Below are 12692 nucleotides of genomic sequence, written 5' to 3' on the forward strand. Positions count from 1 at the left end.
GCCCAGGCGCGGCCGATGGACGCCGCGCGTCAGACGCCCAGCGACTTCAGCTTGCGATGCAAAGCGGAGCGCTCCATGCCGATGAACTCGGCCGTCTTCGAGATGTTGCCGCCGAACCGGTTGATCTGGGCGATCAGATAGTCCTTTTCGAACTGTTCGCGTGCCTCGCGCAGCGGAAGCGCCATGATGTGCTGGTCCGACTGGTTGGGCGTGCGCGGCATGACATCGCCGATTTCGGACGGCAGCAGATCCGCGGTGATCGGCGCGTCGACATCCTCGCCGCGCGCCAGGATCATCAGCCGCTCGACGTTGTTGCGGAGCTGACGCACGTTGCCCGGCCAGTTGTGCGCCTGCAGCACGGCCAGCGCATCGTCGCCGATGCGGCGCGGCTTGATGCCGGCTTGGCGGGCGATCTGCTTCATGAAATTGTCGACGAGATAGGGAATGTCCTCGCGCCGTTCGGCCAGCCCTGGCACCATGACCGGAACCACGGCGAGCCGATGGTAAAGATCCTCGCGGAATCGCCCGTCGGCGATCATCGCCTCCAGGTTCTGCGAGGTTGAGGAAATGATGCGGACATCGACCTTGACCCGCTTTGTACCGCCCACCCGCTCGAACTGCTGTTCGACCAGCACGCGCAAAATCTTGTTCTGCGTTTCGCGCGGCATGTCGGCCACTTCGTCGATGTAGAGAATACCGCGATGGGCTTCCTCCAGCGCTCCCACCTTGCGCTCGACTCCGTTCGATTCGGTGCCGAACAGTTCGATCTCCATGCGTTCGGGCGTGATGTTGGCGGCGCTCAGCGTCACGAACGGCGCGCCCTTGCGGGCCGAAAGCGTATGGATGGCGCGCGCTGCCAGCTCCTTGCCCGAACCGGAGGGCCCAACGATCATCACGCGGCTGTTGGTCGGCGCGACACGCTCGATGGTCTGGCGCAACTGGCTCATCGCCGACGACATGCCGATCAGGTCGAAGGTCTCGCCGCTACGCAGCTTGAGATCGGAAACCTCGCGGCGCAATTTCGAGGTCTCGAGCGCACGTTCGGCGATGAGGATCAGCCTGTCGGCCTTGAACGGCTTCTCGATGAAGTCATAGGCGCCGCGACGGATGGCGGAAACCGCGGTTTCGATGTTGCCGTGGCCTGAAATCATCACCACGGGCAGGTTCGGGTGCATGGTCTTGATCTCGTCCAGCAGCGCCAACCCGTCCAGGCGCGAACCTTGCAGCCAGATGTCCAGGAAGATCAGCCTCGGCGCTCGATCGGCGATGGCCGCCAGGGCGCTGTCGGCATCGAATGCCGTACGGGTTTCGTGACCCTCGTCACTCAGGATGCCCGCGACGAGTTCGCGGATGTCTTCCTCGTCATCGACGATGAGAATATCAGACGCCATTACCGACCTTTTCAGTTTCTCTTTCGTGGTCCGCCCTGCTTTCGCCCCGCGGCAGCGTGCCGGCCGCGGGCGGCAGGATGATGCTGATCATCGCGCCGCGCCCGCCATGGAAGTCCGCAGGCGCGTCATGGAGTTCCAGCCTGCCGCCATGGTCCTCCACGATCTTTTTGACGATAGCGAGACCAAGCCCGGTGCCCTTTTCGCGTGTGGTCATATAAGGCTCCAGCAATCGCTGGCGATTCTCGCGCGGCAGGCCTTTGCCATTGTCGATGACGTCGATGCGAATCGCGCCATTCTGGCGCCCGGCTTGAATCCGGATTATGCCGTGCGAACCGTCGTTCTGTTCCAGCCCGTCGATCGCCTCGGCGGCATTCTTGATCACGTTGCCGAAGGCCTGGGCCATCAACCGGCTGTCGAAAGTGCCCTTGAGCGGCTCATTGCCGAATATCCGCTCGAAGGTGATGTCGGCACGGCTGACTTCGACCAGGAAGGAAGCCTCGCGCAGCGATTCGCGCAGGTCGATGGCCTTCATCTCGGGCTTTGGCATGCGGGCAAAGGCCGAGAACTCGTCGACCATGCGGCCGATATCCTCCACCTGCCGGATGATCGTGTCGGTACATTGGTCGAAAACTTCGCGGTCCTCGGTGATGACCTTGCCGTAGCGGCGCTTGATACGCTCGGCGGAAAGTTGGATCGGCGTCAGTGGATTCTTGATCTCGTGGGCGATGCGCCGCGCCACGTCGGCCCACGCGGACGAACGCTGGGCCTGAACCAGGTCGGTAATGTCATCCACCGTCACGACGTAGGACTTTTCCTCGGAGCCGTCGTCGCCGGCCTCGATGGTGACCTGCACATTGAAGGTCCGCTCGGCACCGGCGCGATAGAAGGTCACCTGCTCGCGATAGACCGGCTTGCCGGACTTACGGCCGATCTCGAAGACGCGGCCGACATGAGGCAGGATCGCGGAAAGGTTCTGCCCGAGTGCCGCGCTGGCGGAAATGGCCAGCATCGATTCGGCGGAACGGTTGACGATGGTGATGATGCCGTAGGGGTCGACGCCGATGACGCCGGCGGTGACACCGGCAAGCACGGCTTCCGAAAAACGCCGCCTCTCGTCGATCAGGTCCTTCGCCGACAGGATCTCGTTGCGCTGTGATTTGAGCTCCAGCAGCATCTTGTTGAACGTATCGCCGAGCGAGGCGACGTCGCCATCGGATGGCCGCACCGGCACCGCGACGTCGAGATTGCCGGTCGCGACTTCATCGGCAGCGCCGATCAGCTGACGGATTGGCCGCACCAGTCGGTCGGCAACGGCTATGCCGGTCCAGATTGCCGACAGGATGATGATCAGGGTCAGCGACAGATAGGGCAGCGCAAATGCCACTTGCGAGGTGCGCCTGTTGTCCTCGAGATTGCGATACTCGTCGGTGTTGGACCTGACGATCTGCCGCGCCTTGATCACCTCTGGGTCGACCAGACGGATGGTGTAGAGATAGAGGCCCTCGATCTGGCGCAACTTGACGATGGCGCCCATGATGTTGCGCGTGCGCGGCTCGATCAGCACCGGCTTACCGTCGGTGGCGGTGGCAACCGCTCCTTCCGGCGGTTCCGGCATGGCGAAATCGGCATCGGTCTTGGCGCTCATGACGAAGGAGCCGTCGGGCTTGATCAGCGCGGCGTGCGCCAGCGAGCGGCCCACGGCTTCCTTGTTCATGAGGTCGAGAAAGCCGGTGCGATCGAGGCCATACAGCGTGCGGGAGGCATCGAGATCGTAGGCCATCGACAGAGTCGTGCCCTGCAGGTTGCGGGCGTTTTCCTGGACATAGGCATCGGCGATCGACAACGAAGAATTGACGATCGTCTTGGTGCGAATCTCGAACCAGCGATCAAGGCCGATATCGAGCGTGATCGAGGCGATGATCGCCACCATGATGGCGGGAATGGCGGCAACCAGCGCGAACATGGCAACGATGCGCACATGCAGCCGGGAAGCCGCCTTGCCGTGGCGGCGGGCCATGACGATGCGATGCACCTCGCGCCCGACCAGCGCGATGAGAACGAGCACGAAGGCGGCGTTGAGAGCGATCAGCGCCCACGTCGCCTTGGCGTCCGGCGCGATCGGTGTCGCACCGACCAGGATCGCGAACGAGATAGCCGCCATGATCAGGGCGCCGACGACCGCGATCACGCCTGGCAGCGCCAGTAGCCGGCGTCCGTCGCGCGCGCCTGGTTCGCTGAAAAGCGGTTGGTTGGGTACAGGTGTCTGCGGAGCCATGTCGCCGTGTAGAGCCAATGATTGCGTCCGATCTATGCAACGCATTGTGGCGATTATGCAACAAGTGTGACAGCGACGGGACTCTTTCCCCGTTCGGTCCCCTGAAAAAGATCGTGTGCCCGGCGCCGGCTCAGGCCTGGCGGGACGACTTATAGACGTTGACGCCCAACTCGCGAATCTTCTTGCGCAAGGTGTTGCGGTTGAGGCCCAAAAGCTCCGCGGCCTTGATCTGGTTGCCGCGGGTTGCCGTCATCGAAGCCAGCACCAACGGGTATTCGACTTCGGATAGAATACGTTCGTAGAGGCCAGCGGGCGGCAATTCGCCTGCAAAGGAGGCGAAATAGCGCTGCAGGAAGTGCTCCACCGCCTGGCCGATGGAAAGATCGTCGGGAATGAGGTTGCCGGCGCCTGGCACCACCGGGCGTTCCCCTGTCTTGAGCTCCGCCTCGATGATCTCAGCGGAAATCTCGTCCTGCGAATAAAGCGCGGCGAGCCTGCGAACGAGGTTTTCCAGCTCGCGCACATTGCCTGGCCATGGATAGCGCTTCATCAATTCGATGCCGCCGGAAGAGATACGCTTGGTCTGCAGCCCCTCCATCTCGCCAAGCTTGAAGAAATGGCGCACCAGATCAGGCACGTCCTCGGAGCGCTCGCGCAGCGCCGGCAACCTGAGCGGCACGACGTTGAGACGGTAGAAAAGGTCCTCGCGGAAGAGGCCCTGGTTGATCAGCGTGCGCAGGTCCTTGTTGGTGGCAGCGACGATGCGCACATCGGTCTTGATCGGCGTACGGCCGCCGACCGTCGTGTACTCGCCCTGCTGCAGGACGCGCAGCAGGCGCGTCTGCGCCTCCATCGGCATGTCGCCGATCTCGTCGAGGAAAAGCGTGCCGCCCTCTGCCTGCTCGAAGCGGCCGGTCGAGCGGTTCTGAGCGCCGGTGAAGGCGCCCTTCTCGTGGCCGAACAATTCCGATTCGATCAGGTCGCGCGGGATCGCCGCCATGTTGATGGCAACGAACGGACCGCCACGACGGCGTCCATATTCATGCAGCGCGCGCGCCACCAGTTCCTTGCCAGTGCCCGATTCGCCCGAGATCATGACCGTCAGGTCGGTCTGCATCATGCGCGCCAGCATACGGTAGATGTCCTGCATGGCCGCCGAACGGCCGACCAGCGGCATCGTTTCGGGCTGCTCTTCCTGCCGGGCATCGATCTTGGGCCGCCGGGGCTCGGACAGCGCTCGGTTGACGATGTTGAGGAGTTCGGTGAGGTCGAAAGGCTTCGGCAGATATTCGTAGGCGCCGGTTTCGGAAGCGCGGATCGCCGTCATGAACGTATTCTGGGCGCTCATGACGATGACGGGCAGTTCCGGCCGCGCCTTCTTGATGCGCGGCAGCATGTCGAAAGCGTTCTCGTCCGGCATCACGACGTCGGTGATGACGAGGTCACCCTCGCCGGCGGCCACCCAGCGCCACAGCGTCGAGGCGTTGGAGGTCACGCGCACCTCGTGACCGACACGCGACAGCGCCTGATTGAGTACGGTGCGGATCGCCGCGTCGTCGTCGGCGACGAGAATATTGCCGCGAACGGTCATTTGCGGTCTCCTTCGCCGTCTTGATCGGCGCCCAGCGCCGTTTCCTTCCAGGCCGGCATCAGGACCCGGAACGTTGTCGCGCGCGGCGTCGAATCGCATTCGATGATGCCGCCATGCTCACCGACGATCTTGGCGACCAGCGCCAGCCCGAGACCCGAGCCGTTCGGCTTGGTGGTGATGAAGGGATCGAACAGGATCGGCAGGATATCTTCCGAGACGCCGGAACCATTGTCGCGCACGCAGAACTCCAGCGGCAGCGATACACGATCCTGCGTGCCCGGGACCGAAACCCGAATACCGGGCCGGAAGGCGGTGGACAGCACGATTTCGCCCTGCGGATCGCTGCCAATTGCCTCGGCGGCGTTCTTGATCAGGTTGAGGAACACCTGGATCAGTTGGTCGCGGTTTGCGAATACTGGAGGCAATGATGGATCATAATCCTCCAATATCTTGATTTTCTTCGCGAAACCGTTCTTTGCGATTGCCTTCACGTGATCAAGCACGACATGGATGTTGACGGGATAGCGATCGATCGGCCGCTCGTCGGAAAAAACCTCCATACGATCGACCAGCGACACGATACGGTCCGTCTCGTCGGTGATCAGCCGCGTCAGCGCGCGATCCTCATCGGAGGCGGACAGTTCGAGCAGTTGGGCCGCCCCCCTGATGCCGGAAAGCGGGTTCTTGATCTCATGCGCCAGCATCGCCGCCAGGCCGGTCACCGAGCGCGCCGCGCCGCGATGCGTCATCTGCCGGTCGATCTTGTCGGCCATCGACCGCTCCTGAAACATGACCACGACGGAGCCCGGAAACTCCGGCACCGGCGCGACATAGAGATCGACGACCTTCTCGATGCCGAGGCGGGGCGACGAGACGTCGACGCGATACTCGTTGACGGGCGCGCGGCGCTCGCGCACCTGGTCGACCAGCGTCAGCAACGGGCTGCCGAAGGGTATGAGCTTGGACAGGGTGTTGCGCGCCAGCATGGTCGCGCTGGAGCGAAAGAAATCCTCAGCATCGGCGTTGGCGAAGGTGATGAAGCCTTCCTCGCTGATCATGATCACCGGGCGGCGGATCGTATTCAGCACGATCTGGGCGGCATCCGCCATTTCAACGCTCTGGCTAGCGGTGGCGGTCATGCGGCACTCCGCAGGTTCATGGTTTGCGGATCGCGCGAAAACACATCGCGTAGCAAGGCGATGACACGGGCTGGTTCGAACGCGGTCATTATCGCCTTTCTACCGTCGCCAGCGACGCACCCGGCATGTCGATCAAGATACCAGCCCAGATGCTTGCGGGCCTGGCGCAGGCCGCTCTCGGCGCCGTAAAGCGCCAGCATGTCCTCGTAATGGGCAACGACATAGTCGGCGAGCGCTTGCGGGGTCTCGGGAATGCCGGGCGAAAATGCCCCGGCGGCAGCCGCAGCGATGCTGCCGGCGACCCACGGCGCGCCATAGTGGGCGCGGCCGACCATCACTGCGTCGGCGCCGGACTGTTCGAGAATGACCGAGGCTTCAGCCGGGGAGCAGACATCGCCATTGGCGACGACCGGGATGGATACGGCCTCCTTGACGCGAGCGATGGCGCGCCAATCCGCCTTACCTTGGTAGAACTGGCAGCGTGTGCGGCCATGGACCGTGACCATCTTGACGCCCGCCTGCTCGGCACGGCGCGCCAGGACGGGAGCGTTGAGTGCCGCCTCGTCCCAACCCAGCCGCATCTTGACCGTGACCGGCACCTTGACCGCGCCGACCACGGCCTCGATCAGCGAGAGCGCGTGGTCGAGGTCCAGCATCAATGCCGAACCGGCATAGCCACCGGTGACCTTCTTGGCCGGGCAGCCCATGTTGATGTCGATGATGTCGGCGCCCTCGCCGGCGGCGATCCGTGCGCCTTCGGCCATATGGATCGCCTCGCGGCCGGCAAGCTGCACCATATGGACGGGCAGGCCGGAATGACGTATGCGCAGGTCGCAGCCGGCCCTGCCCTTGGCGAGTTCGCCGCTGGCCACCATTTCGGACACGACCAGGCCGGCGCCATGCGCATGGGCGCGCTGCCTGAACGCCTCGTCGGTAATCCCAGACATCGGCGCGAGGAAGACGCGGTTCCGGATTCTCACACCGCCGACGTCGAGAGGCGCGGCCAATCTGATCAAGTTAACCATGCACAAAAACCAAGCATGTCCATTCGCTGCACATTCTCTAGCCAGATCGAGAGAAATGTGCAACGCGGAATGACGCCACATTAAGGCGCAATTGGGAAAATGCTGGCCTTCGGCCTTGGCCGCGACTAGGACCAGACTAAATGATTGGCGCAACTGAAAATCAGGCTTCGGATCCGGGTGGCAAAGTCGCGGTGGTTATCGTCGCGGCCGGCCGCGGCGCGCGCGCCGGACAGGCCGATGGCCCGAAGCAATATCAACGAATTGCCGGCCGCGCCGTCATCGCTCGTGTCATCGATATTTTTCTGGCGCACCCGCTCATCGGCCGGATCGTCGTGGCCATTCATGCCGAGGACCAGGAGCTTTTTCGGCAGGCGGTGGGCACCGATGCCGATCGGGTGACGGCAATCGCCGGAGGCGCGACTAGGCAGGATTCGGTTCGGCTCGGGCTGCACGCGTTAAGAAGCTACGCGCCGGACAAGGTCCTCATCCACGACGCCGCGCGCCCTTTTGTCGACATGGATCTCATCGACCGCACCATCGCGGCCATCGGCGAGCGTGAAGGCGCGCTTCCCGCCCTGCCCGTTGCCGACACGCTGAAACGCGAATCGGCCAGCGGCATGGTTGGCGAAACAGTCCCCAGAAACGGGCTGCACGCGGCGCAAACGCCGCAAGGCTTTCCCTTCCTCGCGATCATGACGATGCATGAAGAAGCCTATAACCGAGGCAAAACCGACTTTACCGACGACGCGTCGATTGCCGAATGGATGCAAATGCCGGTGAAGCTCGTTCCCGGCTCGCCGGACAATATCAAACTCACATGGGCACGGGACATCGCCATGGCGCACCAGCGACTTTCCAGCGAGCGGGCACACTTCCCCGATATCCGCACCGGCAACGGCTATGACGTCCATGCCTTCGAGCCGGGAGACCATGTCACGCTCTGCGGCGTCGCCATTCCGCACGACAGGAAATTGTCGGGCCATTCCGACGCCGATGTCGGCCTGCACGCCCTGACCGACGCGCTGCTGGCGACCTGCGGGGCCGGCGACATCGGCACGCACTTCCCGCCGTCCGATCCGCAGTGGAAAGGCGCTGCGTCGCGGATATTCGTCGAACATGCGGCAAGACTGGTGCGGGAGCGCGGCGGGCGCATCGCCAATGCCGACATCACGCTGATCTGCGAGGCACCGCGTGTCGGCCCGCACCGCGAGGCGATGACGGCGGTTCTTTCCCTGATGCTGGGCATTTCCGCCGACCGAATCTCGATCAAGGCGACAACCAACGAGAAGCTCGGCTTCGTCGGCCGCGAGGAAGGCATTGCGGCGATCGCCACCGCCAGCGTGGTGTTTCCCGGCGAGGTTCCGGAATGACCGACAGCGGCCCGGCAATCGCCCTGCTCGAGGCCTGCCGCGAGCGGGGCATCATGCTGGCGACCGCCGAAAGCTGCACCGGCGGCATGATCATCGCCGCGCTGACCGACATCGCCGGTTCTTCGGCCGTGGTCGATCGCGGCTTCATCACCTATTCCAATGAAGCTAAGATGGACATGCTCGGCGTGCGAACAACCACGCTCGACGCGCATGGCGCGGTTTCCCGCGAGACAGCCATCGAGATGGCAAAGGGCGCGCTCACCCGTTCACGCGCAGGGCTGACCCTGGCCGTTACCGGCATTGCCGGTCCAGGTGGCGGTTCTGCGGAAAAGCCTGTCGGCCTGGTCTGGTTCGGCGTTGCGGTGAACGGCCAGCCCGTGACGGCCGAATACAAGCTGTTTGCCGACAATGGCCGTGACTTCATCCGCCGGCAAACGGTCGACCATGCGCTCAAGCTCGGCTTGCAGACGCTTGGCGAGAGTCAGGCCGCCGGTGTCTTGCCGTAGATGACGTCGGCGCGCTTTTCGAAAGCCTCGGCGAACATGCGGAAGGCACGGTCGAACATCGTGCCCATCAGCGCGCCCAAGATGCGGCTCTTGAATTCGTAGTCGATGAAGAAGCGCACGACACAGCCGGCACCGTCTGGCTCGAAACGCCAGACATTGCTCAGATATTTGAACGGGCCATCGATGTATTTCACATCGATGGCGTTCTCGTCGGGCTTCAGCAGCACCTGCGTGGTGAAGGTCTCGCGGATCGCCTTGTAGCCAATGCTCATGTCGGCGACGAGGATGGTGCGTCCGTCACGCTCCTTGCGCGAGCGGACCGTCAGCGCTTCGCAAAGCGGCAGGAATTGCGGATAAGTCTCGATGTCGGCGACCAGCGCGAACATCTGCTCAGGCGTATGGGCAACGTGGCGGGTGGCTTCGAATTTCGGCATGAACCCGGCTCTAGAGCGCGTCGCGTCGAAGACGCATCAGAGCGATTTCGCGAGCTGCGCTTCGCGCGCCGCGCGCAGCCTGGCGAAATCGTCGCCGGCGTGATGCGACGAGCGCGTCAGCGGGCTAGACGCCACCAGCAGGAAGCCCTTGGTCTTGCCGATCGTCTCGAAGGACTTGAACTCCTCGGGCGTGACGAAGCGGATCACCGGATGGTGCTTTTTCGATGGCTGCAGGTACTGGCCGATGGTCATGAAGTCGACATTGGCCGAGCGCAGATCATCCATCAACTGCAGGATTTCGTTCCGCTCTTCGCCCAGCCCCACCATGATGCCGGACTTGGTGAAGATCGACGGATCAAGTTCCTTGACCCGCTGCAGCAGCCGGATCGAGTGGAAATAGCGGGCGCCCGGCCGGACCTTCAGATAATTCGACGGCACGGTTTCGAGATTGTGGTTGAAGACGTCGGGCCTGGCCGCCACGACGATCTCCAGCGCGCCGTCCTTGCGCAGGAAATCCGGCGTCAGGATTTCGATCGTCGTCAGAGGCGTTGCCGCCCGAATCTCACGGATGACATCGGCGAAGTGCTGCGCGCCGCCATCGGCGAGATCGTCGCGGTCGACCGAGGTGATGACGACATGGGTAAGGCCCATCTGCTTGACGGCATGGGCGACGCGGGCCGGCTCGTCTGGATCGAGCGCGGTCGGAATGCCGGTGGCGACATTGCAGAAGGCGCAGGCGCGCGTGCAGATCTCGCCCATTATCATGAAGGTGGCGTGCTTCTTTTCCCAGCACTCACCGATGTTCGGGCAACCGGCTTCTTCGCACACGGTCACCAGCTTGTGCGATTTCACGATCTCGCGTGTCTCGGCATAGCCTTTCGACACCGGCGCCTTGACGCGGATCCAGTCCGGCTTGCGCAGGACTTCCTGGTCGGGCTTGTGCGCTTTCTCGGGGTGCCGCAGCCGCGGCGCGTTGGCGATCGTGTCGAGGACAGTGACCATCTGAACCCTGGGTTTTTCTCGCGACCGCCGTCGGCGATCGTCACTTTCACGTCATCTAGGACTTTTCAGCTCAAAGAAAAAGGCTGCAGCGGCGCATGCCGCCACAACCGTTTTCGCATAGCCGGAGCGATATCGACTAGCGGCGAACCAGACGACCGACCCAGATCAACAGGCAGGCACCGATGAAGCCGGTGATCAGATAGGCGGTCCAGCCGACGCCGAACACGCCGATGTTGAGCGCCTGCAGGATGGCGTTCAGCACCACAGCGCCAAGGATCCCCATGATAATGTTCATGAATATGCCGGTGTTGCTCTTCATGACCATTTCGGCCAACCAGCCTGCCAGGCCGCCGATGATGATGGCTGCGATCCAGCCCACGCCGTTCAAGTGCATATGCCTTCTCCTTGCGCCAGTAAAAATGCATCCGGAAACGAACCGCCTCGCCGTCGCGACCCTGCGGCTTTCGAAGCTGAGTCTCCCGCGGCGAATCTATCATGCGTTCAAGACGCGGCCATGGGCGTCGAGCACGCTTTCCTTCATCATCTCCGACAGCGTCGGGTGCGGGAAAATCGTGTGCATCAGCTCTTCCTCGGTCGTTTCGAGGTTCATCGCCACGACAAAGCCCTGGATCAATTCGGTGACTTCGGCGCCGACCATGTGCGCGCCGAGCAACTGACCGGTCTTCTTGTCGAAGATGGTCTTGATGAAGCCCTGGTCTTCGCCAAGCGCGATGGCCTTGCCGTTGGCCGCGAACTGGAAGCGGCCGACGCGAATATCCCAGCCTTCGGCCTTGGCCTTGGCTTCCGTCAAGCCAACCGAGGCGACCTGTGGATTGCAGTAGGTGCAACCGGGGATCTTGAGCTTGTCGATGGCGTGAACACCCGGGAAGTTCGCAATCTTCTCGACGCACACGACGCCCTCATGCTCGGCCTTGTGGGCAAGCATCGGCGGGCCGGCGACATCGCCGATGGCGTAAATGCCAGGCACATTGGTCTTGCCGTAACCATCGACGACAACGCAGCCACGGTCCGTCTTCACGCCGAGCGCCTCAAGGCCGAGATTCTCGATATTGCCCTGGACGCCGACGGCCGAAATCATGCGGTCGGCTGATATCTTCTCGACCTTGCCGTCCTTCATCTCGACATGCGCGGTGACCGAGTTCGCCCCCTTCTCGACCTTGGTCACCTTGGCCTCGAGGATGATCTTCATGCCTTGCTTCTCGAACTGCTTTTGCGCGAATTTCGAGACTTCGGCATCCTCGACAGGCATCACAGCCGGCAGCAGCTCGACCACGGTCACGTCGGCGCCCATTGTGCGGTAGAAGGAGGCGAATTCGATACCGATTGCGCCCGAGCCCATTACCAGCAGAGATTTCGGCATCTCCTTGGGCACCATGGCCTCGAAATAGGTCCAGATCAGCTTGCCATCCGGCTCGATGCCGGGCAGCGCGCGCGGCCGCGCGCCAGTCGCCAGGATGATGTGCTTGGCGGTGTAGGTGCCCTCGCCCTTGATGCCTTTCGGCACCGGCGGCTGCGGCTCCATCGGCTTCTTGGCCGTCTTGGAGACCACGATCTCGCCGGGCTTCGACAACTTGGCCTCGCCCCAGATGACATCGACCTTGTTCTTCTTCATCAGGAAGGCGACGCCGCCATTGAGCCTGAGCGACACTTTTCGCGACCGATCGACGACGGCCGCGGTATCGGCACTGATCTTGCCGCCGTCGAGCTTCAGGCCATAATCCTTCAGGTGATCCGAATAGTGCATGATCTCGGCCGAGCGCAGCAGCGCCTTGGTCGGAATGCAGCCCCAGTTCAGGCAGATGCCGCCCAGATGCTCGCGCTCGACGATGGCCGTCTTGAAGCCGAGCTGGGCGGAACGCACCGCAGTGACATAGCCGCCGGGACCGGAGCCGATGATGATGACGTCGTAGTTCTCAGCCACGGGTTTTTCTCCTTCAA

General features: G+C 62.9%; 11 protein-coding genes. 2 read left to right on the forward strand and 9 right to left on the reverse strand.

Annotated features, from left to right (window positions below):
• Positions 1–29: 29 nt before the first annotated feature.
• From FJ970_RS20225 to dusB, 5 genes are all read right to left on the reverse strand, one after another.
• Complete coding sequence (locus FJ970_RS20225) at positions 30–1391, reverse strand: sigma-54-dependent transcriptional regulator (RefSeq protein WP_140758649.1); 1362 nt, start codon at positions 1389–1391, stop codon at positions 30–32.
• The gene (locus tag FJ970_RS20230) at positions 1381–3711 is read right to left on the reverse strand and encodes an ATP-binding protein (protein WP_415752008.1); all 2331 of its coding nucleotides are present in this window, start codon (positions 3709–3711) and stop codon (positions 1381–1383) included. The genes FJ970_RS20225 and FJ970_RS20230 overlap by 11 nt, the downstream gene beginning before the upstream one ends.
• An 85-nt stretch (positions 3712–3796) precedes the next feature.
• A complete protein-coding gene (gene ntrC / locus FJ970_RS20235) occupies positions 3797–5257 on the reverse strand; it encodes a nitrogen regulation protein NR(I) (RefSeq protein WP_140758647.1) in 1461 nt (486 codons plus the stop codon).
• Positions 5254–6396 (reverse strand): two-component system sensor histidine kinase NtrB, encoded by a 1143-nt coding sequence (locus tag FJ970_RS20240; protein ID WP_140758646.1) that lies wholly within the window; start codon positions 6394–6396, stop codon positions 5254–5256. The genes ntrC and FJ970_RS20240 overlap by 4 nt, the downstream gene beginning before the upstream one ends.
• A complete protein-coding gene (dusB, locus tag FJ970_RS20245; RefSeq protein ID WP_140758645.1) occupies positions 6393–7421 on the reverse strand; it encodes a tRNA dihydrouridine synthase DusB in 1029 nt (342 codons plus the stop codon). Before dusB ends, FJ970_RS20240 begins: the two co-directional genes overlap by 4 nt.
• A 140-nt stretch (positions 7422–7561) precedes the next feature.
• Here dusB and FJ970_RS20250 point away from each other — a divergent pair, with 140 nt between their 5' ends.
• The gene (locus FJ970_RS20250) at positions 7562–8791 is read left to right on the forward strand and encodes a bifunctional 2-C-methyl-D-erythritol 4-phosphate cytidylyltransferase/2-C-methyl-D-erythritol 2,4-cyclodiphosphate synthase (RefSeq protein WP_140758644.1); all 1230 of its coding nucleotides are present in this window, start codon (positions 7562–7564) and stop codon (positions 8789–8791) included.
• Entirely contained in the window at positions 8788–9297 is a 510-nt protein-coding gene (locus FJ970_RS20255) for a CinA family protein (protein ID WP_140758643.1), read from the forward strand. Before FJ970_RS20250 ends, FJ970_RS20255 begins: the two co-directional genes overlap by 4 nt.
• On the opposite strand, the gene FJ970_RS20260 is transcribed toward FJ970_RS20255, so the two are convergent.
• The 4 genes from FJ970_RS20260 to lpdA form a co-directional block, all read right to left on the reverse strand.
• A complete protein-coding gene (locus FJ970_RS20260) occupies positions 9273–9731 on the reverse strand; it encodes a type II toxin-antitoxin system RatA family toxin (protein ID WP_140758642.1) in 459 nt (152 codons plus the stop codon). The two genes, FJ970_RS20255 and FJ970_RS20260, sit on opposite strands and share 25 nt — an antisense overlap.
• Positions 9732–9767: 36 nt before the next feature.
• The gene (lipA, locus tag FJ970_RS20265) at positions 9768–10733 is read right to left on the reverse strand and encodes a lipoyl synthase (protein WP_140758641.1); all 966 of its coding nucleotides are present in this window, start codon (positions 10731–10733) and stop codon (positions 9768–9770) included.
• A 136-nt stretch (positions 10734–10869) separates the two neighbouring features.
• Positions 10870–11127 carry a GlsB/YeaQ/YmgE family stress response membrane protein gene (locus FJ970_RS20270; RefSeq protein WP_140758640.1) on the reverse strand — a complete coding sequence of 86 codons (258 nt, stop codon included), beginning with the start codon at positions 11125–11127 and terminating at the stop codon, positions 10870–10872.
• Positions 11128–11226: 99 nt separating this feature from the next.
• Positions 11227–12675, reverse strand: a complete 1449-nt coding sequence (gene lpdA, locus FJ970_RS20275) for a dihydrolipoyl dehydrogenase (RefSeq protein WP_140758639.1) — start codon at positions 12673–12675, stop codon at positions 11227–11229.
• Positions 12676–12692: the final 17 nt, after the last annotated feature.

The sequence above is a fragment of the Mesorhizobium sp. B2-1-8 genome (assembly GCF_006442545.2).
GTDB lineage: Bacteria > Pseudomonadota > Alphaproteobacteria > Rhizobiales > Rhizobiaceae > Mesorhizobium.